At 72.7% G+C, this 22,269-nt stretch carries 23 protein-coding genes and 1 riboswitch; of the genes, 14 read left to right on the forward strand and 9 right to left on the reverse strand.

Translation table 11 applies throughout. From position 1 onward, the window contains the following. Positions 1 to 122 precede the first annotated feature (122 nt). The 4 genes from ACIGNX_RS21020 to ACIGNX_RS21035 all read right to left on the reverse strand — a co-directional run bounded on the left by ACIGNX_RS21020 (position 123) and on the right by ACIGNX_RS21035 (position 2,658). Positions 123 to 689, reverse strand: a complete 567-nt coding sequence (locus ACIGNX_RS21020) for a snapalysin family zinc-dependent metalloprotease (RefSeq protein WP_396542337.1) — start codon at positions 687 to 689, stop codon at positions 123 to 125. Positions 690 to 902: 213 nt separating this feature from the next. Beyond that, positions 903 to 1,469 (reverse strand): RNA polymerase sigma factor, encoded by a 567-nt coding sequence (locus ACIGNX_RS21025; RefSeq protein ID WP_396542468.1) that lies wholly within the window; start codon positions 1,467 to 1,469, stop codon positions 903 to 905. A 98-nt stretch (positions 1,470 to 1,567) separates the two neighbouring features. Beyond that, positions 1,568 to 2,128, reverse strand: a complete 561-nt coding sequence (locus ACIGNX_RS21030; protein ID WP_396542338.1) for an RNA polymerase sigma factor — start codon at positions 2,126 to 2,128, stop codon at positions 1,568 to 1,570. A gap of 68 nt (positions 2,129 to 2,196) precedes the next feature. Then, entirely contained in the window at positions 2,197 to 2,658 is a 462-nt protein-coding gene (locus ACIGNX_RS21035; protein WP_396542339.1) for an SRPBCC family protein, read from the reverse strand. A 60-nt stretch (positions 2,659 to 2,718) separates the two neighbouring features. Here ACIGNX_RS21035 and ACIGNX_RS21040 point away from each other — a divergent pair, with 60 nt between their 5' ends. Beyond that, a complete protein-coding gene (locus ACIGNX_RS21040; RefSeq protein WP_396542340.1) occupies positions 2,719 to 3,267 on the forward strand; it encodes a TetR/AcrR family transcriptional regulator in 549 nt (182 codons plus the stop codon). After that, complete coding sequence (locus tag ACIGNX_RS21045) at positions 3,260 to 3,541, forward strand: DUF167 domain-containing protein (protein WP_396542341.1); 282 nt, start codon at positions 3,260 to 3,262, stop codon at positions 3,539 to 3,541. Before ACIGNX_RS21040 ends, ACIGNX_RS21045 begins: the two co-directional genes overlap by 8 nt. Here ACIGNX_RS21045 and ACIGNX_RS21050 read toward each other — a convergent pair. Next, a complete protein-coding gene (locus tag ACIGNX_RS21050) occupies positions 3,538 to 4,485 on the reverse strand; it encodes a M28 family metallopeptidase (RefSeq protein ID WP_396542342.1) in 948 nt (315 codons plus the stop codon). The two genes, ACIGNX_RS21045 and ACIGNX_RS21050, sit on opposite strands and share 4 nt — an antisense overlap. Positions 4,486 to 4,693: 208 nt before the next feature. Here ACIGNX_RS21050 and ACIGNX_RS21055 point away from each other — a divergent pair, with 208 nt between their 5' ends. From ACIGNX_RS21055 to ACIGNX_RS21075, 5 genes are all read left to right on the forward strand, one after another. Continuing rightward, positions 4,694 to 6,175: a potassium/proton antiporter gene (locus ACIGNX_RS21055; RefSeq protein WP_396542343.1), complete on the forward strand. Its 1,482-nt coding sequence runs from the start codon at positions 4,694 to 4,696 to the stop codon at positions 6,173 to 6,175. 68 nt (positions 6,176 to 6,243) lie between these two features. Then, positions 6,244 to 6,357: riboswitch (SAM riboswitch) on the forward strand. Positions 6,358 to 6,392: 35 nt separating this feature from the next. After that, positions 6,393 to 7,709 carry an aminotransferase class V-fold PLP-dependent enzyme gene (locus tag ACIGNX_RS21060; RefSeq protein WP_396542344.1) on the forward strand — a complete coding sequence of 439 codons (1,317 nt, stop codon included), beginning with the start codon at positions 6,393 to 6,395 and terminating at the stop codon, positions 7,707 to 7,709. A gap of 23 nt (positions 7,710 to 7,732) precedes the next feature. Further along, positions 7,733 to 8,317 (forward strand): signal peptidase II, encoded by a 585-nt coding sequence (gene lspA / locus ACIGNX_RS21065; protein ID WP_396542345.1) that lies wholly within the window; start codon positions 7,733 to 7,735, stop codon positions 8,315 to 8,317. Beyond that, the gene (locus ACIGNX_RS21070) at positions 8,314 to 9,246 is read left to right on the forward strand and encodes an RluA family pseudouridine synthase (RefSeq protein WP_396542346.1); all 933 of its coding nucleotides are present in this window, start codon (positions 8,314 to 8,316) and stop codon (positions 9,244 to 9,246) included. Before lspA ends, ACIGNX_RS21070 begins: the two co-directional genes overlap by 4 nt. 107 nt (positions 9,247 to 9,353) lie before the next feature. Then, a complete protein-coding gene (locus tag ACIGNX_RS21075) occupies positions 9,354 to 10,568 on the forward strand; it encodes a multidrug effflux MFS transporter (protein WP_396542347.1) in 1,215 nt (404 codons plus the stop codon). A 9-nt stretch (positions 10,569 to 10,577) separates the two neighbouring features. Here ACIGNX_RS21075 and ACIGNX_RS21080 read toward each other — a convergent pair whose 3' ends face one another. After that, a complete protein-coding gene (locus ACIGNX_RS21080; protein ID WP_396542348.1) occupies positions 10,578 to 11,450 on the reverse strand; it encodes an oxidoreductase in 873 nt (290 codons plus the stop codon). 98 nt (positions 11,451 to 11,548) lie between these two features. Between ACIGNX_RS21080 and ACIGNX_RS21085 the strand changes: the two genes are divergently transcribed. Continuing rightward, positions 11,549 to 12,112, forward strand: coding sequence for a TetR family transcriptional regulator (locus ACIGNX_RS21085; protein WP_396542349.1), 564 nt, complete (start codon positions 11,549 to 11,551; stop codon positions 12,110 to 12,112). Positions 12,113 to 12,118: 6 nt separating this feature from the next. On the opposite strand, the gene ACIGNX_RS21090 is transcribed toward ACIGNX_RS21085, so the two are convergent. Next, the gene (locus ACIGNX_RS21090) at positions 12,119 to 13,024 is read right to left on the reverse strand and encodes an AsnC family protein (protein WP_396542350.1); all 906 of its coding nucleotides are present in this window, start codon (positions 13,022 to 13,024) and stop codon (positions 12,119 to 12,121) included. Positions 13,025 to 13,179: 155 nt separating this feature from the next. On the opposite strand from ACIGNX_RS21090, the gene dnaE reads away from it, so the two are divergent. The 3 genes from dnaE to ACIGNX_RS21105 all read left to right on the forward strand — a co-directional run bounded on the left by dnaE (position 13,180) and on the right by ACIGNX_RS21105 (position 19,286). Beyond that, positions 13,180 to 16,710 carry a DNA polymerase III subunit alpha gene (gene dnaE, locus ACIGNX_RS21095; RefSeq protein WP_396542351.1) on the forward strand — a complete coding sequence of 1,177 codons (3,531 nt, stop codon included), beginning with the start codon at positions 13,180 to 13,182 and terminating at the stop codon, positions 16,708 to 16,710. A gap of 88 nt (positions 16,711 to 16,798) precedes the next feature. Then, positions 16,799 to 18,031: a cytochrome P450 gene (locus tag ACIGNX_RS21100; RefSeq protein ID WP_396542352.1), complete on the forward strand. Its 1,233-nt coding sequence runs from the start codon at positions 16,799 to 16,801 to the stop codon at positions 18,029 to 18,031. Beyond that, positions 18,018 to 19,286 (forward strand): adenosylmethionine--8-amino-7-oxononanoate transaminase, encoded by a 1,269-nt coding sequence (locus tag ACIGNX_RS21105; protein WP_396542353.1) that lies wholly within the window; start codon positions 18,018 to 18,020, stop codon positions 19,284 to 19,286. Before ACIGNX_RS21100 ends, ACIGNX_RS21105 begins: the two co-directional genes overlap by 14 nt. Here the strand turns inward: ACIGNX_RS21105 and ACIGNX_RS21110 are convergent. Both ACIGNX_RS21110 and ACIGNX_RS21115 read right to left on the reverse strand, forming a co-directional pair. Continuing rightward, on the reverse strand, positions 19,266 to 19,883 hold the full coding sequence (locus ACIGNX_RS21110) for a hypothetical protein (RefSeq protein ID WP_396542354.1): 618 nt from the start codon (positions 19,881 to 19,883) through the stop codon (positions 19,266 to 19,268). The genes ACIGNX_RS21105 and ACIGNX_RS21110 overlap by 21 nt on opposite strands. Position 19,884: 1 nt before the next feature. Further along, entirely contained in the window at positions 19,885 to 20,124 is a 240-nt protein-coding gene (locus tag ACIGNX_RS21115) for a glutaredoxin family protein (RefSeq protein ID WP_396542355.1), read from the reverse strand. Positions 20,125 to 20,184: 60 nt separating this feature from the next. Here ACIGNX_RS21115 and bioD point away from each other — a divergent pair, with 60 nt between their 5' ends. From bioD to ACIGNX_RS21130, 3 genes are all read left to right on the forward strand, one after another. Beyond that, entirely contained in the window at positions 20,185 to 20,901 is a 717-nt protein-coding gene (gene bioD / locus ACIGNX_RS21120; protein WP_396542356.1) for a dethiobiotin synthase, read from the forward strand. Positions 20,902 to 21,013: 112 nt separating this feature from the next. Continuing rightward, positions 21,014 to 22,030: a biotin synthase BioB gene (gene bioB, locus ACIGNX_RS21125; protein WP_396542357.1), complete on the forward strand. Its 1,017-nt coding sequence runs from the start codon at positions 21,014 to 21,016 to the stop codon at positions 22,028 to 22,030. Then, positions 22,027 to 22,236, forward strand: a complete 210-nt coding sequence (locus ACIGNX_RS21130) for a hypothetical protein (RefSeq protein WP_396542358.1) — start codon at positions 22,027 to 22,029, stop codon at positions 22,234 to 22,236. Before bioB ends, ACIGNX_RS21130 begins: the two co-directional genes overlap by 4 nt. Positions 22,237 to 22,269: the final 33 nt, after the last annotated feature.

Genomic DNA, 22,269 nt, shown 5'->3' on the forward strand with positions numbered 1-22,269 from the left:
TACGTGGGGGGGGGGGGGGGGGGGGGGGGGGGGGGGGGGGGGGGGGGGGGGGGGGGGGGGGGGGGGGGGGCGGGGGCCGGGGGGGGGGGGGGGCCCCCCCCCCCCCCACCCCCGGTTCGCGATCAGCCGACCGCGACGGGGAGCTGCTCGTAGATGACCTTCCACTCGTAGGTGCCCGCGAAGCCGTTGGCCCACAGGCTGTTCACCCGGCTCGCCTCGGTGGAGTTCGGGTAGGCGTTGGTGCAGGAGGTGCCGGGGCCACCGCCGGACATCAGCTCCGAGCAGGGGCCGGAGTAGTGGTCGGGCAGGCCGAGCGCGTGGCCGGTCTCGTGGGCGGTGATGCGCACGACGTAGTACTGCCGCGCCTGGGTGTGGTCGATGAAGATCGTGCCCCGGCCGTGGCCGTCGGTGCTCGCGTACGAGCCGCGCGAGTCGTTGCCCTCGCGGTACCGCAGGGTGGCGGCGGAGGCGTTCTCGACCAGCTGCACGTTGGACACGCGCGAGTTCCAGTTGGCGGCGCCCTGGCGGATGGCGCTGCGGTAGGTGGGGGCGTTGGTGGTGTCGTAGTAGACGGTGACCGCCGCCGCGCTCGGCGGGGCCACGGCCTCCTCGGCCGACGCCTGGCCGCTGACGGGCACCATGACCGCCGCAGCCGCCAACGCCAAGGACAGGAATGCTTTCCTCAACACAGTGGACTCCTCGCTACAGGGGACTTGCAGGGGAAGCCGCGAGGCTCGTGTTCCAACGTAGGGAGCGTTCCTGCGAAGAATCTTCGGGCGTTCGGTTGAATCGGTGCCGAATTCACCGACCGGCTCGGCCTAGTGCCGCTTCCGCAGCGTGACGGGGCCGCCCGGTTTGGGGTGCGGTGCCGGTTTTGCCGACCTGGTGGGGCGCACGCAGGGTCAGCGGATGTCGTCGCGCTCCAACCGCTCCTTGAGTTGGTTCAGACAACGTCCGCGGGTCGGGCCGATGGAGCCGCGCGGCATGGCCAGGGCCTCGGCCACCGCCCGGTACTCGGCGCGGCCCGCCAGCACGGTGAGCCGCAGCAGTTCCTGGCAGCGCCGGGGCAGGGCGTTGAACGCCCGCCACAGCCCGCGGTCCCGGTCGTCGCGCAGGACCTCCGGCTCCGGCAGCCACCGGTCGCCCGGCAGGTCGACGGCGGAGTCGGTGGACAGGGCCGGTCGGCCGTTCAGCTCGCGCCAGGCCCGCCGCGCCTCCCGCCGGGTGGCGACGATCAGCCAGCCGGCCACGGCCCGCGGCTCGGCCAGCCGGTCGAGGTGGCGCAGCAGGCTCAGCCACACGGTCTGCACGACGTCCTCGGCGGTCGCCCGGTCCAGCCCGTTGCCGCGGGCCACGTGCCACACCAGCGGGGTCAGCTCGACCACCAGGGCGTCCAGCGCCGCGCGCGAGCCGGACCGGGCCGCCCGCACCAGGGCCGCCTGCCGGTCGTGCCGCGACGCCTGGGCCATGATCGCGGCCACGCCCAGCTCGTCGGAGCCGGGGTCGTCGGGGATCGCTTCGGCCAGTTCCGCGCGCAGGTGGTCCAGCCGGGGGTCCAGCTCGTCGGTCATGACGTCTCCTTCCCGCGCTGCGAGCCGCGCACCCGCCGCTCCTCGTTGCCGACCTGCTCGCTGACCAGCGCCCGCGCCTGCGACACGTACCGCCGCACGGACGCCCGCCCGCACCCCAGCACGTCGGCGATCTCGTCGTCGGCGAAGTCCCAGAACCGCAGCACCAGCGCGGTGCGCAGGTGGTCCGGCAGGTTCGCGACGGCGGCCAGCGTGCTGACCAGTTCGTGCCACGTCTCGGCGTCCCGCTGCCGCGGCACCAGGATCCGGTACGTGCCGCTCTGGCGGGCGACCACCTCGTCGGTGAGGTCGCCCGGCCGCTCCCGCCGGCGGGCCTGGTCCACCAGCAGGTTGCGGATCGTCCTGACCAGCCAAGCACGTCTGGACCCGGGCGCGATCACCGGCCAGTTGCGCCAGGCGGCGACGAACGCCTCCTGCACCGCGGACTCGTGGTCCAGGTGCGGTGACATCACGGCCGCGAAGCGGAACAGGCGGGTGCGCTCCCGGTGGTAGAAGTCGCTGAAGCCGGCCGCGTGCTCGTCGGGGTGCTCCGGCGCCACGAGCCCTCCCCCCTCTGGTCCCGGTAACGGGTAGACGGACGAGACCGGGGGTTGTGGAGGAAATCCGGTCAGGCGGGTCGCCGGGCGCCCCTCCGGGCCGCCGCGCGCAGCAGCCGCACCCACGTCGACCACCGGGCCGGGTGGACGGGCGGGTGGCCGGCGGCGCGGGCCGCGTTGTCGAGCAGGTCTTCGATGAGGGCGTCGTGCAACCACCGCACGGCCAGCGGCCACCACAGCCGCATCAGGCCGCGCGGCCGACCGGTCAGAGTGTGCCGCAACCCGCCCGGGACCGCTTCCAGGACGTGCGTCCCCGCCACGCCCGTGGTGGGCCCGAAGGCGAACTCGGCCCGCCGGCCCGGTTCGTGCGCGGTGCAGCGGTAGCGGACGAAGCCGTGGCCGCCGTCCGCGCCGACGCCGAGCGGCCGGTCGAGCACCAGCGGCGGCCACCGGTCGGCCGGCCACAGCTCGACCACCCGGTCGACCAGGTTCGCGCCGTCGGGGATCCGCCTGGTGTGCACGTTGTGGATCATCGCCACGCACCTTCCGTACGCAACCGCATGGTCTGTCACCGTACGGTAGCGTACGGAGGCATGGCACGGCGGACGCGCGACGACTGGACCGGAGTGGCGCTGCGGGCGCTGGCGGAGGGCGGGGTGGCGGCGGTCGCCGTCGAACCGCTCGCGGCGCGCCTCGGCGCGACCAAGGGCAGCGCCTACTGGCACTTCCCCAACCGGGAGGCCCTGCTCACCGCCACCCTCGAGCGCTGGGAGCGCGAGCACACCGAGGCCGTGATCGAGCTGGTCGAGTCGGTGTCGGAGCCCCTGGAGCGGCTGCGGCTGCTGTTCGGCACCGTGCTGGAGGACGTGCGGCACAGCGCGGTCGAGCTGGCGATGCTCGCCGCCAAGGACGACCCGGCCGTGGCGCCGGTGCTCGCGCGCGTCACCGGTCGCCGCATCGGCTACCTGGAGGAGATGTTCACCCTGCTGGGGTTCGAGCCCGACGTGGCCCACCGGAGGGCCGTGCTCGCCTACTCGGTCTACCTGGGGCAGGCCCAGCTGCTCGCGTCGAGCCCCGGGCTGGTCGCGGGGCGGCGGGCGCTGCTGGAGGAGACGCTCCGGGTGGTGCTGAGCCGTGGGTGAGCCGTTCCGGTTCGGCGTCCGGGTCAAGCCGGGCGCGAGGCGCGAGGCCGTCGGCGGCCGGTGGGGCGACGGCGCGCTGGTCGTCGCGGTGGCCGCGCCCGCGGTGGAGGGCAAGGCGAACGAGGCCGTCCGCAGGGCGCTGGCGGCGGCGTTCGGCGTGCGCCGGCAGGACGTGGCGGTGGTCGCGGGCGAGCGCGGCCGGGACAAGGTCGTGCAGGTCGACCCCGCCCCGGCCGGTGCCGCCGAGGTGCTGGCGCGGTTGCTGGGCGGTTAGGCCGCCAGCGCCCACACCGCGTGCGCGATGGCGTCGGTGTTGCGGTCCAGCGCGGTCGCGTTCACGTTGGACGAGGTGTCGCAGGAGCGGTGGTAGCAGCGGTCGAACGCCACGCCCGACGAGCCGCCCCACTTCTGCGCCTGGGCGGCGGTCTTGATGCCCTCCGCGCCGGTGAACGTGCCGCCGACCGGGATGCCGGCCCGCGCGAAGGCCGCGTGGTCGGACCGGCCGCCCACGCTGGTCAGCTCGGTCTGCACGCCGATCCCGGTGAAGTAGTTCTGGAGCGTCTGCTGGAGCGCCAGCGAGCCCGAGGGCTGCCCGGACGCGCTGTAGACGAAGTAGCCCGGGTTCGGCGAGCCGATCATGTCGAAGTTGAGGTAGGCGTCGATCCGCGAGCGGTCGGTCGTGGACAGCGAGTTGACGTAGTAGGTCGAGCCGACCAGGCCCAGCTCCTCCGCGCCCCACCAGGCGAAGCGCAGGTGCTTGGTGGGCTGGAAGCCGCTGGACCGCACGGCCAGCGCGACCTCCAGCAGGCCGGACGAGCCGGTGCCGTTGTCGTTGATGCCCGGACCGGCGGTCACGCTGTCGAGGTGGCCGCCCGCCATCACCACGTTGTCGAGGTCGCCGCCGGGCCAGTCGGCGACGAGGTTGTAACCGGTGGCGCCGCTGCTGGTGAACGACTGGACCCGGGTGGTGTACCCGGCGGCGTCCAGCTTGGACTTGATCCAGTTCACCGAGGCGAGGTAGCCGGAGCGGCCGTGCGCCCGGTTGCCGCCGTTCGCGGTGGCGATGCTCTGGAGCTGGGCGAGGTCGGCCTGGACGGCGGAGACCGGGATGTTCGGCGCCGCGAGGGTGGACGGCGGCGCGGCGGAGGCCGAGCCGAGGCCGGAGCCGAGGAGCGCGCCGGTGGCGACCAGCGCGGTGGAGATCGTTCGCAACTTCACGGTGTCTCCCGCAGGGTGGTGTCGCTCGGAAGGGACAGGGAGAAGACGGACCGGGGCGGCGGACCCGGTCGTCAACATGCACGGCTCCGCGTGGTCGTCGCTAGCGACGTTCGGCTGGTGACGCTCCGTGCGCTGCCGGATTCGTCCATTTCGGTGTCGCCGGGGAGAATGACCCCGTCGGGTGACGGATCTGCGGCCTGGAGGTCGAGTGGGCGATGTGACGGGCTACCTGGGCGTCACCGCGGCGGTCCTGCTGATCTCGGTCGTCGCGGTCCGGGTCTCGATCCGGCTCGGCCTGCCGTCCCTCCTGCTCTACCTCGGCATCGGCGTGCTGCTCGGCGAGGCCGTGCTCGGCATCCAGTTCGAGGACGCCGGCCTCACCCGCTCGCTCGGCACGGTCGCGCTCGTGCTGATCCTCACCGAGGGCGGGCTGACCACCCGGTGGACCGCGGTGCGGCCCGCGCTGGGCCTGGGCATCGCGCTGTCCACGGTCGCGGTGGGCGTGAGCATCGCGGTCACCGGGTTCGGGCTGCACTTCCTGCTCGACATGGACTGGCGCACGGCCCTGCTGTGGGGCGCGGTGCTGTCGTCCACCGACGCGGCCGCCGTGTTCAGCGTGCTGCGGGGCGTCGGGGTGGGCAAGCGGCTGATCGGCTCGCTGGAGCTGGAGTCGGGCATCAACGACGCCCCCGTCTACATCGCCGTCGTGCTGCTGGCCGCGCCCGACCCGATCACCTGGACCGCGCCGCTGCTCATGGTCTACGAGCTGGTCGCCGGCGCGGTGATCGGCATCGTGCTGGGCCGGCTCGGCGGCACGGGGTTGCGCCGGGCCGCGCTGCCGGCGACCGGCCTGTACCCGCTGGCCACGGTCGCGGTGTGCCTGCTCGCCTACACCGCGGGCGACCTCGCGCACGCGTCCGGCTTCCTCGCCGTCTACACCGCCGCCCTCGTGCTCGGCAACGCCCGCCTGCCGCACCGGGCCGACACCCTCTCGTTCGCCGAGGGCCTGGGCTGGATCGCGCAGATCGGCCTGTTCGTGCTGCTGGGCCTGTACGCCTCGCCGGAGCGGGTGCTCGACGCGCTGGTGCCCGCCCTGGTCGCCGGCGGCGTGCTGGTGCTGCTGGCCCGGCCGCTGTCGGTGCTGTGCGCGGCGCTGCCGTTCCGGGTGCCGTGGCGGGAGCAGGTGTTCATCTCGTGGTCCGGGCTGCGCGGCGCGGTGCCGATCGTGTTCGCCCTGATACCGCTGATCGGCCGGGTGCCGGGTGCGCAGCAGCTGGTCGACGCGGTGTTCGTGCTGGTCGTGGTGCTGACCGTGGTGCAGGGCACGACCCTGCCGTGGCTCGCCAAGTGGCTGAAGCTGGTCAAGTCGGGCGAGGCGCGCGAGGTGCAGGTGGACTCGTCGGCGCTGGACGCGCTCGGCGCGGAGCTGATCCAGGTCCGCATCCAGCCCGGCTCCAAGCTGCACGGCGTGTACCTGTCCGAGCTGCGGCTGCCGCCCGGCTCGTCGGTGAGCCTCGTGGTGCGCGACGAGGACGGGTTCACCCCCGTGCCGACGACCCGGTTGCAGGAGCACGACCAACTGCTGGTGGTCTGCACCGAGGCCGCGCGCACCGCCACCGAGCAGCGCATCCGGGCCGTCGACCGGGCGGGCCGGTTCGCCCGCTGGAAGGGCGACGTCGGGCTGCCGTGACGGCCGTGCTCCCAGGATGTGAACGCCCCTCGACGGGAGCGCGCGCCCTCGGTTAACTTCGAGGCGAAGGTCATGAGTGCCAGCGCGAAGCCCAGGCTCGCTGGCCGGCAACCCTCCAACCGCGGTGGGGTGCCCCTGGTGAGGACCTGGCCGGCGCGCAGGGCGTCCGGCAAGCGCGGGCTCCCTCCGGTGGGGTCCCGGACCCCTGGAGGGCGTCATGACCGTCGCAGTTCCCCGCACCACCGCCGTCCTGCCCCCGGTCGTCGGCTCGGCGCTGCGCGTGCCGCTGGTGACCGGCGAGCGCGTCGAGTACGCCAACCTCGACCACGCGGCCAGCGCGCCGTGCCTGGAGCAGGTGCGCGACGCGGTGGACGAGGTGCTGCCCTGGTACGCCAGCGTGCACCGGGGCGCGGGCTTCGCCTCGCAGGTCAGCACGAAGGTCTACGAGCAGGCCCGCACCTCGGTCCGCCGGTTCCTCAACGCCCGCGACAGCGATGCCGTCGTGTTCACCCGCAACACCACCGACGCGCTGAACCTGCTGGCGCGGAGCCTGCCCCGGCGCACGGCCGTGGTCCTGTTCGACACCGAGCACCACGCGGCGCTGCTGCCGTGGCGCGGCCCGAACGTGCACCGCCTGCGCACCCCGGCCTCGCCCGCCCAGGCGGTGCTGGACCTCGACCGGGCGCTGCGCGCGGCCCCGGTCGGCCCGCGGCTGGTCGTGGTGACCGGCGCGTCCAACGTCACCGGCGAGATCTGGCCGGTGGCCGAGCTGGCCCGGGTGGCCCGCGCGCACGGCGCCCGCGTCGCGCTGGACGCGGCCCAGCTCGCGCCGCACCGGCCGGTGGACGTGCGGGCGCTCGACGTCGACTACACCGTGCTGTCGGGCCACAAGGTCTACGCGCCGTTCGGCGCGGGCGTGCTGGTCGGCCGGTCCGACTGGTTGCAGGCCGCCGAGCCGTACCTGGTCGGCGGCGGCGCGACGGCCCGCGTCACCGACCACGGCGACCGGCTCGGCGTGGCCTGGTCCGCCGTGCCGGAGCGGCACGAGGCGGGCACGCCGAACGTGGTGGGCGTGCACGCGCTCGCCGTGGCGTGCGACGTGCTGGGCAGGCACTGGGAGCAGACCACCGGGCACGAGCGCGCCCTGCTGGCCCGGCTGCGCGCGGGCCTGCGGACCGTCCCGGGCGTGCACGAGCTGGCGCTGTTCGGCCCGGAGCACGACCGGGTGGGCGTGGTGAGCTTCACCGTCGGCGGCCAGGACGCCGGCTACCTGGCCGCGGCGCTGTCCGCCGAGCACGGCGTCGGCGTGCGCGACGGCGCGTTCTGCGCCCACGTCGCCGTGCACCGGCTCACGCACGGGGAACGCGCGCTGCGCGCCTCGATCGGCCTGGGCACCACCGAGGAGCACGTGGACCGGTTCGTGGCGGCGCTGCGCACGCTCGTGGCCGAGGGCTCGCGGTGGGAGTACGAGGTCCGCGACGGCCGCTGGACCCCGGTGGACGACCAGCGCGCGCTCCCGCCGTTCCTGCGCTGACTCCGATGCTGGACAATGGCCCGGTGAGCACCGATCCCAACACCGAGCCCGACACGCCCGGCCGGCCGGACGCACCGCTGCCCAGGCGACGGGTCCTCCTGCTGGCCGCCATCGCGCCGCTGGTGTTGGCCCTCGACCTCGTCACCAAGATCATCGCGGTGGAGAACCTGGAGGGGCGCGAGCCGGTCGAGCTGTTCGGCGGCCTGCTGTACCTGCCGCTGATCCGCAACACCGGCGCCGCGTTCGGGCTGGCCGAGGGCTGGACGGTGATCCTGGCCCTGATCGCCGCCGGCGTGGTCGCGTTCATCATCTGGATCGCCCGGCGGCTGCGGTCGGTCGGCTGGGCCATCGGCCTCGGCCTGGTGCTGGGCGGCGCGACGGGCAACCTGGTCGACCGGATCTTCCGCGCGCCCGGCCCGCTGCGCGGCGGCGTGGTCGACTTCATCTCGGTGCTCGACCCGTGGGGCAACTTCTTCCCGGTGTTCAACCTGGCGGACTCGGCCATCTGCGTGGGCGGCGGCGTGATCGTGCTGATGGCGCTGCTCCAGCGCGACTACGACGGCACGCGCGTGGAGAAGAAGTCCACCGGGAAGCAGGCCGGCGCATGAGCGGTTACCGCACGCTGCCGGTGCCCGACGGGCTGGACGGGATGCGGGTCGACGCCGGGCTGGCCAAGCTCCTCGGCCTGTCCCGCACGGCGGTCGCGGCGCTGACCGAGGCGGGCGACGTCGTGCTCGACGGGCAGCCCGCGGGCAAGTCCGACCGGCTGGTGGCGGGCTCCGTCCTGGAGGTCACGCTCCCCGAGCCGGAACGCCCGGTCCAGGTGCAGGCCGTGCCCGTCGAGGGCCTGGAGATCCTGCACGAGGACGACGACGTGATCGTGGTCGACAAGCCGGTCGGCGTGGCCGTGCACCCCAGCCCCGGCTGGACCGGTCCCACCGTGGTGGGCGGCCTGGCGGCGGCCGGGATCAGGATCGCCACGTCCGGCGCCGCCGAGCGGCAGGGCGTCGTGCACCGGCTCGACGTGGGCACGACCGGCGTGATGGTGGTCGCCAAGAGCGAGAGCGCCTACTCGGCGCTGAAGCACGCGTTCAAGGAGCGCACGGTCGACAAGCTCTACCACGCGCTCGTGCAGGGGCACCCCGACCCGATCAAGGGCACCATCGACGCCCCGATCGACCGGCACCCCAAGCACGACTACAAGTTCGCCGTGATGGCCAACGGCAAGCCGAGCGTCACGCACTACGAGGTCGTGGAGGCGTTCCGGGCGGCGTCGCTGCTGGACGTGCACCTGGAGACCGGGCGCACGCACCAGATCCGGGTCCACTTCTCCGCGCTGCACCACCCGTGCGTCGGCGACCTGACCTACGGCGCGGACCCGGTGCTGGCCAAGCGCCTGGGCGTGACGCGGCAGTGGCTGCACGCCCGCACGCTGGGCTTCCACCACCCGGCCGACGGCCAGTGGGTGTCGTTCACCAGCGAGTACCCGGACGACCTGGCCGACGCGCTGGAGCTGCTGCGCGCCGAGGGCTACTGAGCCGTTCCGCCGAAACTGTTGCGGCCGGCGGGTGATGTCGGCCATATCGCTTCCCCCCTGATCGTTCGGCTTGCGAAGCTCCTGTCGGATGATCAGGGGGATCGCGCATGGACAACAGAGCCCGGCTGGTGGTGCTGCTCGGCACCCTGTGCCTGCTCGGACCGCTGTCGATCGACACCTACCTGCCGGCGTTCCCGTCGATCGCCGGTGACTTCGGCGCGGCCGACTCGCAGATCCAGCTGACGCTGACCACGTTCATCCTGGGCATGTCGGCCGGTCAGCTGGTGGTCGGACCGCTGTCGGACTCGTGGGGCAGGCGGCGACCGCTGCTGTTCGGCATCGGCAGCTACGTGGTGGTCTCGCTGTTCTGCGCCCTCGCGCCCACCGCGCTCGCGCTGGCCGGCCTGCGCCTGCTGCAGGGGCTCGGCGTGGCGGCCGGGTTCGTGGTGGCGATGGCGGTGGCGCGGGACCGGTTCGAGGGCCTGGCGATGGCCCGGTTCATGTCGGTGATGATGCTGATCAACAGCCTGGGCCCGGTGGCCGCGCCGGTGCTGGGCGGCCAGTTGCTGCGGTTCACCAGCTGGCGCGGCACCTTCGTCGCGCTCGCCCTGATCGCGCTGGCGCTGCTGATCGCGCTGGCCGTCGGCCTGCCCGAGACGCTGCCGCGGCACAAGCGGCGACCGGCGAACCTGGCGCTGACGCTCAAGGTGTTCGGCGGGCTGCTGGCCGACCGCAAGTTCGTCGGGTACGCCCTGGCGTCCGCGCTGGCCCTCGGCGCGCTGTTCGGCTACGTCGCGGGCGCGTCCTTCGTGCTCCAGGGCGTGTACGGGCTGACCCCGCAGCAGTTCAGCCTGGTGTTCGGCTCGAACTCGGTGGCGATCGTGCTCGCCGGGCTGCTGAACACGAGGCTGACCGGCCGGATCATGCCCCGGCCGCTGCTCAAGACCGGGTTGGCGGGCGCGGCGGTGGGCGGGGTCGGGCTGCTGCTGGGCGGGCTGCTCGGCGGTGGGCTGGCGACGTTCCTGCCGCCGCTGTTCGTGCTGACGATGAGCGTCGGCCTGCTCATGCCGAACGCCGGTTCGCTGGCCATGGCGCGGCACCCGGAGGCGGCGGGCAGCGCGTCGGCCGTGCTCGGCGTGACGACGTTCCTGGTGGGCGGCCTGATGGCGCCGCTGGTGGGCGCGGGCGGTTCGGCGAGCGTGCTGCCGATGGTGACCGTGATGGCGGGCGCGACCGCGCTGGCGGTGGTCCTGTTCGCCGTCCTGACCAGGGGTGACGTCGGCATCACCCGGGACGCCGAGCCGACGTCCGCCCCGGTCTGACCGCGGCCCTCAGCCCTTTAGCGTGGCGAGCGGGTCGAGGCTGTCCTCGGTCAGGTCGTCGTGGTCGGTGGACACCGACAGCCCGCGCCACCTCGCGTCCGACGCGGCGCGGGCCCGCTCGACCTCCCCGGCGAACCGCACGGCGTCGCTGCCCAGCAGCAGGCGCACCGGCGGGTCGTCGAGCCCGACGACCCGGAGCAGGACGTCGGCGACCTTGGCCGGGTCGCCCGCCGCCCGGGCCATGAGGGTGCTCCGCACCGCGTTGACGGCCCCGACGGTCGGCTCGTAGGCCGGCGACACCGGGTGCACGCCCATGGACGAGCCCGCCCAGTCGGTGCGCATGCCGCCCGGCTCCAGCACGGTCACCTTGATGCCCAGTGGCGCGACCTCCTTGGCCAGCACCTCCGAGAAGCCGCCGACCGCGAACTTGGCGGCCTGGTAGGCCGACAGGCCCGGTGTGGTCACCCGACCGCCGACCGACGACACCTGGACGACGTGGCCGGAGCCCTGCCCGCGCAGCACGGGCAGCGCCGCCCTGGTGACGTTGACGACGCCGAACAGGTTCGCCTCGACCTGCGCCCGGAAGTCGTCGGCCGGGGTGTCCTCGACCGAGCCCGAGTTGGCGTAGCCGGCGTTGTTGACCACCACGTCGAGCCGGCCGAACGCCGCCACCGCGGTGGCCACGGCCGCCCGCGCGGCTGCCGGGTCCGTGACGTCCAGCGCCACCGCGCGCACCCGCTCGCCGTGCCGTTCGACCAAGTCGGCGAGCTGCTCCGGACGACGTGCGGTCGCGACGAGGCGGTGCCCGGCGGCCAGCGCTTTCTCGGCCAGGTGGCGGCCCAGGCCGTGTGAGCTGCCCGTGACCAGGAAGGCCTTGCTCATGACGGTTCCTAACTGACTGGTTGGTTAGCTTCTTCGTCCAGGGAAGCACCACCACCCCGAGCTGTCAACTAGACGGTTAGTCAGGTACCGTTCCGGGCATGGTGGGTGACGCGGAGGCGACCCGGCGGCGGCTGCTGGACGCGGCGACCGCGGAGTTCGCCGAGCACGGCATCGCCGGCGCGCGGGTGGACCGCATCGCGGCGGCGGCCAAGAGCAACAAGGCGCAGATCTACCACTACTTCACCAACAAGGACGGCCTGTTCGACGCGGTGCTGAGCGAGCTGGCGCGCGACACGCTGCGCGAGGCGCCGATCGACCCGGCCGACCTGCCCGGTTACGCGGGCCGGCTGTTCGACCGCTTCACCGACGACCCGGTGAAGGAGCGGCTCGCCAAGTGGTACCGCCTGGAGGGCGCGGGCCACGCGGCCGTCGAGGTCGTGGTGGCGAGCACGAACGACAAGCTCGCCGCGATCGCGCAGGCGCAGGACGAGGGCCTGGTCACCCACCGGTTCACGCCCGTGGAGCTGCTCGCGCTCGTCGTGCACCTGTCCGCGCTGTGGGGCTCGACCACCCCGGAGGTCGCGGGCCACGCCGCCGCCATCCCGAGGGAGCGCCGCCGCCAGGTCGTGGTCGACGCCGTCGCCGCGGTCCTGCGCGACTGACCGGCGTCAGTCGTCGATCGTCCAGACCAGGGTGTTGAGGTCGGCCTCGGGGCGGGCGCTCCAGCGCACCGAGAAGATCACGGTGTCCTCGGGCAGCACGTAGACGGTGTGCCCGCCCGCGGTCTCGCCCGGCTGCACGCCGATCTTGTGCGGCGGCCGGGAGGACAGCGAGACCGGGGCCTTGCCCACCGTCTCGCCCTTGTTGGTCATCAGGACCAGGTACATGTCCGGCAGGGCGTTGAACGGCACCTGGCCGATGTTCGCCAGCTCGGTGTGCACGACCACGGCGCGCTCGCCCGGTGCCAGCTTGTAGCCGGCCGCGGTGAACAGGAAGTCCGCCGGGTCGACCACCTCCACGAGCTGGATGGTGAACCGCGCGCCCTCCAGGCCCTCGGTCTCCAGCGTGCTGCCGATCTTGCCGGTGCGCGAGCGCGGCGCGGGTGCCTGGTCGCCGCGCGCCCAGCCGGACGTGCCGGGCACGCCCCACGTGCTCATCGGCTCCGGCACGCGCACCGGGCCGGACGGCACGTGCTGCGGACCGGTGCCGGGCTGCGCCGGGAACGGGGTGCTGGGCGGGCCCTGCGGCACGGGGTGGCCGGGGTAGGAGCCCGACGGGGTGCCGTGCGCCGGGCCGGGCGGGTGCGGTCCGCCGGCCGCGCCGCGCACGGCCTGCCCGCCGGGGCCCGCGTAGTTGCCCCACGCCACGCTGTTGGCCAGTGCCTTGCGGATGCCGTTCGGGTCGCACTCCACGCCGACGAGCAGCGGCAACCCGCTGCCGGACAACGTGATCAGCCGGGTGGCGGCCTCCCGCGGGTCCATGCCCAGCCGTGCGGCCACCTCGTGCACGGCGGCACGGCCCATCTCGGCGATCATGGCCAGGAGACGGGCGTCGACGGGGTCCGGCGCTACCACACCTTGAACGCTACCCGCCTGAGCGGATCCGCGCGGCATCGACCCGGGCGACACGCGACCCCCGTGGCGCGACCGCGGACCGTTGTCGGGATAGGCTCGCCGACGTCTCGCCCGCGCTTCGTCCCGGGCCCGCTGCGATCTCCAGGGGGGTTTGGGTGTCCGACTCGTTTGTGCACCTCCACGTGCACACCGAGTACTCGATGCTCGACGGCGCGGCGAAGCTGAAGGACATGTTCGCCGAGTGCGAGCGGATGGGCATGCCCGCCGCCGCGATCACCGACCACGGCAACATGTACGGCGCGTACGACTTCTACAAGCAGGCGACCGCCGCGGGCATCAAGCCGGTCATCGGCATCGAGGCGTACCTGGCCCCGGACTCGCGCTTCAACAAGAAGCGCGTGACGTGGGGCGACCCGGGGCAGAAGGCCGACGACGTCTCCGCCAGCGGCGCGTACACCCACCAGACGATCTGGGCCCGCACGAACGAGGGCCTGCACAACCTGATGAAGCTCTCCAGCCGGGCCTCCACCGAGGGCCAGCTGGGCAAGTGGCCCCGGATGGACGCCGAGCTGATCGCCGAGCACTCGGCGGGCCTGATGGCCACGACCGGCTGCCCGTCCGGCGAGGTGCAGACCAGGCTCCGCCTCGGCCACGAGAAGGAGGCCCTGGAGGCCGCCGCGAAGTGGCGCGACATCTACGGCGCGGACAACTTCTTCGTCGAGCTGATGGACCACGGCATCGAGATCGAGAGCCGGGTCCGGGGCGGGCTGCTGGACATCGCCAAGAAGCTCGCCATCCCGTTCGTGGTGACCAACGACTCGCACTACACCTACGCCGAGGACCGCGAGGCGCACGAGGCGCTGCTGTGCGTGCAGACCGGCAAGACGCTGCAGGACCCCAGCCGGTTCAAGTTCGACGGCACGGGCTACTACCTCAAGTCGCCCGAGGAGATGCGCGCGATCGACTCCTCGGACCCGTGGCAGGAGGGGTGCCGCAACACCCTGCTGGTGGCCGAGAAGGTCGACACCACCGGCATGTTCGCCTTCCAGAACCTGATGCCGCGCTACCCCGTGCCCGAGGGCATGTCGGAGGCCGACTACTTCCGCGAGCAGGTGTGGGAGGGCATGCGCCGCCGGTTCCCCGACGGCGTCGACGAGGTGCACCGGCAGCAGGTCGAGTTCGAGATCGGCGTCATCCTCCAGATGGGCTTCCCGTCCTACTTCCTGGTGGTCGCCGACTTCATCAACTGGGCCAAGGCCAACGGCATCCGCGTCGGCCCCGGCCGCGGGTCCGCCGCGGGCGCGCTGATCGCGTACGCGATGGGCATCACCGACCTCGACCCGCTGGCCCACGGCCTGATCTTCGAGCGGTTCCTCAACCCCGACCGCGTCAGCCCGCCCGACATCGACATCGACTTCGACGAGCGCCGGCGCGGTGACGTGATCCGGTACGTCACCGAGAAGTGGGGCGTCGACAAGGTCGCCCAGGTGATCACGTTCGGCACGATCAAGGCGAAGGCCGCGATCAAGGACTCCGCCCGCGTGCTGTACGGGCAGCCGGGCTACGCGGTGGCCGACCGCATCTCCAAGGCGATGCCGCCCGCCGTCATGGGCAAGGACATCCCGCTGGCGGGCGTGTTCGACCCGGCGCACAAGCGCTACTCCGAGGCCGCCGAGGTCCGGGCGCTGTACGAGACGGACCCGCAGGTCAAGGAGATCATCGACACCGGCCGCGGGCTGGAGGGCCTGATCCGCAACGCGGGCGTGCACGCCTGCGCGGTGATCATGTCCGCGGAGCCGCTGACGGACCACATCCCGGTCTGGATGCGCCCGCAGGACGGGTCGATCATCACCCAGTTCGACTACCCGACGTGCGAGACGCTCGGCCTGCTGAAGATGGACTTCCTGGGCCTGAGCAACCTCACCACGATCGACGACGCGCTGAAGAACATCGCGCTCAACGGCAAGGGCGAGGTCGACATCTCGACCGTGCCGCTGGACGACAAGAAGACCTACGACCTGCTCGGCCGCGGCGACACCCTGGGCGTGTTCCAGCTCGACGGCGGCGCGCTGCGCGACCTGCTGCGGCTGATGCGCCCGGACAACTTCGAGGACGTCTCGGCCGTCATCGCGCTCTACCGGCCGGGCCCGATGGGCGCGAACTCGCACACGAACTACGCGCTGCGCAAGAACAAGCAGCAGGAGATCGTGCCGATCCACCCGGAGCTGGCCGAGCCGCTGGCCGAGATCCTGGACACGACCTACGGCCTGATCGTGTACCAGGAGCAGGTCATGGCGATCGCGCGGAAGGTGGCGGGCTACTCGCTGGCCCAAGCGGACCTGCTCCGCCGCGCGATGGGCAAGAAGAAGAAGGAGATCCTGGACAAGGAGTTCACTGGCTTCGAGCAGGGCATGCTGGACAACGGCTACTCGCCGGAGGCCATCAAGACCCTGTGGGACATCCTGGTCCCGTTCGCCGACTACGCCTTCAACAAGGCGCACTCCGCCGCGTACGGCCTGATCGCGTACTGGACGGCGTACCTCAAGGCGAACTACCCCGGCGAGTACATGGCCGCCCTGCTCACCACGAACTCGGACAACAAGGACAAGTCGGCGGTCTACCTGGCCGAGTGCCGCCGGATGGGCATCACGGTGCTCCCGCCGGACGTCAACGAGTCGGAGCGGGAGTTCGTCGCGGTCGGCGACGACATCCGGTTCGGCCTGGGCGCGATCCGCAACGTCGGCGCGAACGTGGTCGACGCGATCATCAAGACCCGCAAGGAGAAGGGGAAGTTCGCGGACTTCTCCGACTTCCTGCGCAAGGTCGACGTGCAGGCGTGCAACAAGAAGGTCGTCGAGTCGCTGATCAAGGCGGGCGCGTTCGACTCGCTCGGCCACCCGCGCAAGGGCCTGCACATGGTGCACGTCGAGGCGGTCGACGCGATCATGCTGACCAAGAAGGAAGAGGCGCGCGGCCAGTTCGACCTGTTCGGCGAGGCGGGCGGCGACGAGGGCACGTCGGTGTTCGACGTGAAGATCCCCGACGAGCACTGGGAGTCCAAGCACCAGCTCACGCTGGAGCGGGAGATGCTGGGCCTGTACGTCTCCGGCCACCCGCTCAACGGCGTGGAGCAGGTGCTCGGCTCCTACTCGGACACCACGATCCCGCGCATCCTGGAAGGCGACGTGCCCGACGGCACGCAGGTCACGCTGGGCGGCATCCTCGCGTCGGTCACCCGCCGGGTGAACAAGAACGGCGAGCCGTGGGCGTCTGCGCAGCTCGAGGACCTGGCCGGTGGCATCGAGGTGCTGTTCTTCCCCAAGAGCTACGTCGTGCACGGCATGTCGGTCGCCGAGGACGCGATCGTGCTGGTGAAGGCGCGGGTGGCCAAGCGGGAGGACCGGATCTCGCTGATCGCCAACGACCTGGTCGTGCCGGACCTGTCGGAGCTGGGCGCGCAGGCGCTGAAGTTGAAGGTGTCGGCGTCGCGCTGCGACCCGAAGCTGGTGACGTCGTTGAAGGAAGTGCTCTCCGCGCACCCCGGCACCACCGAGGTGCACCTCAACCTCGTGATCAACAGCAGCCGCAACACGTTGCTCAAGCTGGACGACGCCCTTCGGGTTACTCCCACTCCGTCCCTGATGGGCGATTTGAAGGCTCTGCTCGGCCCGGGGTGCTTGGGCTGATCGGGTGACATAGTGGGTCGGCGGGGACAAGAGGGGGCCTCGGTTCGTTTGAGTGAACAGGGTTAACTCAAACGAGGAGGGGATCCCTTTGGGGGAGCAGATCGCCGGTCTCGACGTGCTCGGCGAGGACTACTTCGCCGACCCGCACGCCTACCACGCGCGGCTGCGCCGGGAGGCGGCGGCGAGCCAGGTGGTGCTGCCGCGCGGCACCAGGGTCTGGTTGGTCACCCGGTACGAGGAGGCGCGGCTCGCGCTCGCCGACGCCCGGTTCAGCAAGCACTTCGAGCGCTTCCCGGAGGTCATGGCGCACAACCAGCTGGCGGACAACGAGCCGTCGCTGTTCGACGAGTCCCTGGTGCAGCACATGCTGAACATGGACCCGCCGCACCACACCCGGCTGCGCAAGCTCGTCACCAAGGCGTTCACCGCCCGCCGGGTCGAGCAGCTCCGGCCGCGCATCCAGGAGATCACCGACCGGCTGCTGGACGAGGCGGGGGAGAAGGGCGAGGTCGACCTGGTCGACGCGCTGGCGTTCCCGCTGCCGATCACGGTGATCTGCGAGATGCTCGACGTGCCGCTCGACCGGCGCGACGAGTTCCGCGTCTGGTCGAACGTCCTGGTCAGCGGGGGCAACCGCACACCGGGGGCGCTCCAGGATGCGGGCGCCAAGATGGCCGCCTACCTCCAGGAGCTGGTCGCGCACAAGCGGGCGAACCCCGGTGACGACTTCTTCTCGGCCCTGGTGCACGCCGACGAGGACGGCGACCGGCTCGCCCCGATGGAACTCATCGCGATGGCGTTCCTGCTGCTGGTCGCCGGCCACGAGACGACGGTCAACCTGATCGCCAACGGCGTGCACCACCTGCTGCGCAACCCCGACCAGCTCGAGAAGCTGCGCGCCGACCGGTCGCTGCTGCCCGGCGCGGTCGAGGAGGTCCTGCGCTTCGAGAGCCCGGTCAACCAGGCCACGTTCCGCTACACCAACGAGGACGTGGAGCTGGGCGACGTGGTGATCCCGAAGGACAGCGTCGTGGTGGTGTCGCTGGCCGCCGGCAACCGCGACGGCTCCCGGTTCCCGGACCCGGACCGGTTCGACGTGACCCGGCAGGCGGCCGGGCACCTGGCGTTCGGCCACGGCATCCACTACTGCCTGGGCGCGCCGCTGGCCCGGATGGAGGGCGAGATCGCCATCGGGTCGCTGCTGGACCGGTTCGACGTGGAGCCCGCCGCGGACCCGGACTCGCTGCGGTGGCGGGACGGCACGCTCATCCGCGGCCTGGAATCGCTGCCGGTTAGCCTGACTCCCCGTGGAGCGCGATGAGCTGCTGAAGCTGGACCGGGCGCACGTCTGGCACCCGTACGGCCCGATGCCGGGCACCCACGAGCCGCTGGTCGTCTCCTCGGCCGAGGGTGTCCGGCTCCGGCTGGACGACGGGCGCGAGCTGGTCGACGGCATGTCGTCGTGGTGGGCCGCGATCCACGGCTACCGGCACCCCGTGCTGGACGCGGCGGTGCGCGACCAGCTCGGCCGGATGAGCCACGTGATGTTCGGCGGCCTCACCCACGAGCCCGCGGTGGCGCTGGCCGCGCGCCTGGTCGAGATCACGCCCGAGCCGTTGCGGCACGTGTTCCTGTGCGACTCCGGGTCGGTGTCGGTCGAGGTCGCGGTCAAGATGGCGCTGCAGCACTGGCGCTCGCGCGGGCGACCGGAGAAGCGGCGGCTGCTGACGTGGCGCGGCGGGTACCACGGCGACACGTTCCAGCCGATGTCGGTGTGCGACCCGGAGGGCGGGATGCACGCCCTGTGGCGGGGCGTGCTGCCCGAGCAGGTGTTCGCGCCCGCGCCGCCGCGCGAGCTGGAGACCGCGTACGTGCAGGAGCTGGCGGACCTCGTCGAGCGGCACGCCGGCGAGCTGGCCGCGGTGATCGTGGAGCCGGTGGTGCAGGGCGCGGGCGGCATGCGGTTCCACGACCCTCGCTACCTGCACGTGCTGCGGGAGCTGACGCTGGCCAACGACGTGCTGCTGATCTTCGACGAGATCGCCACGGGCTTCGGGCGCACCGGCGAGCTGTTCGCCGCCGACCACGCCGGCGTCAGCCCCGACATCATGTGCGTCGGCAAGGCGTTGACCGGTGGCTACCTGTCCCTGGCGGCGGCCCTGTGCACGCCCGCGGTGGCCGACGGCATCTCGCGCGGCGAGGTGCCGGTGCTGGCGCACGGGCCGACGTTCATGGGCAACCCGCTGGCCTCGGCGGTCGCGCTGGCGTCCACCGATCTGCTGCTGGCGCAGGACTGGCGGTCGTCCGTGCGGCGGATCGAGGAGGGGCTGCGGTCGGGCCTCGCGGGGGCGCGCGGCGACGTGCGGGTGCTCGGCGCGATCGGCGTGGTGCAGCTGGACCACCCGGTGGACGTGGCCGCCGCCACCGCGGCGGCCGTCGACCGCGGCGTGTGGCTGCGCCCGTTCCGCGACCTGATCTACACCATGCCGCCGTTCATCAGCACGGACGACGACGTGGCCGCGATCGCCGACGCCGTCGTCGCCGCGGCCGAGGCGTCACAGGCGCAGCAGCGTTGAGCCCCACACCAGCAGCAGCACGGCGTAGCCGACGCAGATCCACCCGATGGCCTGGTGGCTCGGCTCGCCCCTGCGCCGGGCGAGCTTGGTGACCAGCAGCCACCAGCCCAGGGCCACCACGCCGACCGCCAGGGGGGCGGCGACCACGCCGTACGCGCCGGCGTACACGCCGGCCCAGAAGTCCACCGGCAGGCTGATGCCGTCGGCGTAGCCGGTCGGGACGCACAGCGCGGCGACCGCGCTCCACACCCACGCGACGGTCCGCAGGCGGCGCACCGCTTCCGGTTTCGCCGTGTCGTGGTTGACGGCGTAGACGCCCCACGCCAGGAACGCGCCGCCGCCGAACAGCCACCCGGTCACCGTCGACACGACCGGCACCGGGCCGACGACCGCGCCGACGGCGGGGAACACCGTGCCCCACAGCAGCACGTGCCCGACGACCAGGAGCGCGATGCCGCCCAGGACGACGAGGGTCTGCACGCCGCCGCCCTGGCGCCGGAACCAGTTCCCCCGCGCGACCGGCTCGACCGCGGTGGTCCCGGCGACCGCGCGCCCGGTCCGCTGCCGACGCCGCTTGCGCCTGCCGCTCCGGCCCATGTCAGCCGTGGACCGCGGCGGCCAGCTCGGTGTCGGTCGGCTCCACCAGGACGCGGCCGTCGGGCAGCACGACCACCGGGATGTTCTTGCGCCCGCCGGCGATCTCGATCGCCTTGTCGCGAGCCGCGTCGTCGTGTTCGACGTCGACGTCGGTGAAGGGCACTTCGTGCTCCCGCAGCCACGCCTTCGCCCGCCGGCAGTCACCGCACCAGTTCGCCCCGTAGAGAACGATCTCACTCATAGCGGTGACTGTAGAACGCGGAGGTCCGCAACGCTCCGTGTAGGCATAGGGTGAGATTCCGTGAGCGTCCTCGTGATCACCGGCACGGGCACCGAGGTCGGCAAGACCGTGGTCGTCGCCGCCCTGGCGGCACTGGCCGCGGCCGACGGTCGACGGGTCGCCGTGCTCAAGCCCGCGCAGACCGGCATCGCCCACGGCGAACCGGGAGACCTCGCCGAGGTGGTCCGCCTCGCCGGGCCCGTCACCACCCGCGAGCTGCGCCGGTACCCGGAACCGCTGGCACCCGCCACGGCCGCGCGCCGGTCGGGCCTGCCCACCGTGCACCCCAGCGAGGTGGCCTCCGCGGCCGCGGCGCTGGACGAGACGCACGACCTGGTGCTGGTCGAGGGGGCGGGCGGGCTGCTGGTGCGGTTCGACGACCAGGGCTCGACCATCGCCGACGCGGCGTGGGCGCTCAACGCGCCGGTGCTGGTCGTCGCCCACCCGGGCCTGGGCACGCTGAACATGACCGCGCTGACGGCCGAGGCGCTGCTGCGCCGCGGCCTGGAGTCCGTCGGCGTCGTGGTCGGCCGGTGGCCCGCGAACCCGGACCTGGCCGCGCGGACCAACCTGGTCGACCTGCCCGAGGCCGCGGGCGCGCCGCTGCTGGGCGTGCTGCCGGACGGCGCGGCGGCGCTGGGCCGCGACGAGTTCGTGGAGGCGGCGCGGGACGGCCTGTCGCCGTGGTTCGGCGGCACGTTCGACCCGGAGAAGTTCGCCGCGCCGCACGCCTGCTGACGTCGTCCGCGCCGTGCTCGACCGAACCAGTGACGCACATCGCTGGGGTCCGCCGGGGTGAGTGCGGCAGACTGCACGACGGACCACCGCCGGAGTTGACGAGGGAGAAGTCGTGACCGCAGCCCCCGAACAGGTCGATGTCCTCGGCGTTGCCCGCGAGCAGGTGCTGGAGCAGGGCGTCGGGCTGTCCGAGGAGCAGGTGCTCGAAGTCCTGCGGTTGCCCGACGAGCGCATCCCGGAGCTGCTGGAGCTGGCGCACGCGGTGCGGATGCGCTGGTGCGGGCCCGAGGTCGAGGTCGAGGGCATCGTCTCGCTGAAGACCGGCGGCTGCCCCGAGGACTGCCACTTCTGCTCGCAGTCCGGGCAGTTCCCCTCGCCGGTGCGCTCGGCCTGGCTGGACATCCCCGGCCTGGTGCGGGCCGCCCGGCAGACCGCCGAGACCGGCGCGACCGAGTTCTGCATCGTCGCGGCCGTGCGCGGGCCGGACAAGCGGCTGCTGTCCCAGGTGCGCGACGGCATCAAGGCCATCCGCGAGGACGGCAACGACATCCAGATCGCGTGCTCGCTCGGCATGCTCACCCAGGAGCAGGTGGACGAGCTGGTGGAGATGGGCGTCCACCGCTACAACCACAACCTGGAGACGGCCCGCTCCCACTTCCCGAACGTGGTCACCACGCACTCGTGGCAGGAGCGGTGGGACACGCTGAAGATGATCCGCGCGGCCGGCATGGAGGTCTGCTGCGGCGGCATCATCGGCATGGGCGAGTCGCTGGAGCAGCGCGCCGAGTTCGCCGTGCAGCTCGCGGAGCTGGAGCCCGACGAGGTGCCGCTGAACTTCCTCATCCCCAACCCCGGCACGCCGTACGAGAACTACCCGGTGGTCGAGGGCCCGGAGGCGCTGCGGACGGTCGGCGCGTTCCGGCTCGCCCTGCCGCGCACGATCCTGCGCTTCGCCGGCGGCCGCGAGCTGACGTTCGGCGACCTGGGCGCGAAGCAGGGCATGCTCGGCGGGGTCAACGCGATCATCGTCGGCAACTACCTGACCAACCTCGGCAGGCCGGCGCAGGACGACCTCGACATGCTGTCCGAGCTGTCGATGCCGATCAAGGAACTGAGCAAGACGCTGTGACCACCGGGGTGGAGGCCGTGACGTACTGCGGGTTCTGCGGCAAGGCGCGCGCGGAGGGCGACCACTCCGCGTGCGCGTCCCGGTTGGGCGTGATCGACCCGCCCCGGTTCTGCGCCCAGTGCGCGCGCCGGATGGTGGTGCAGGTGACGCCCGCCGGGTGGACGGCCACGTGCAGCCGTCACGGCGAGATCACCTCCGCGCGGTAACCTGCCCTGCATCTGGTCACGGGTGCGGGGAGG

Origin of the sequence: Actinosynnema sp. NPDC053489, from assembly GCF_044544865.1 — a bacterium.
GTDB lineage: Bacteria > Actinomycetota > Actinomycetes > Mycobacteriales > Pseudonocardiaceae > Actinosynnema.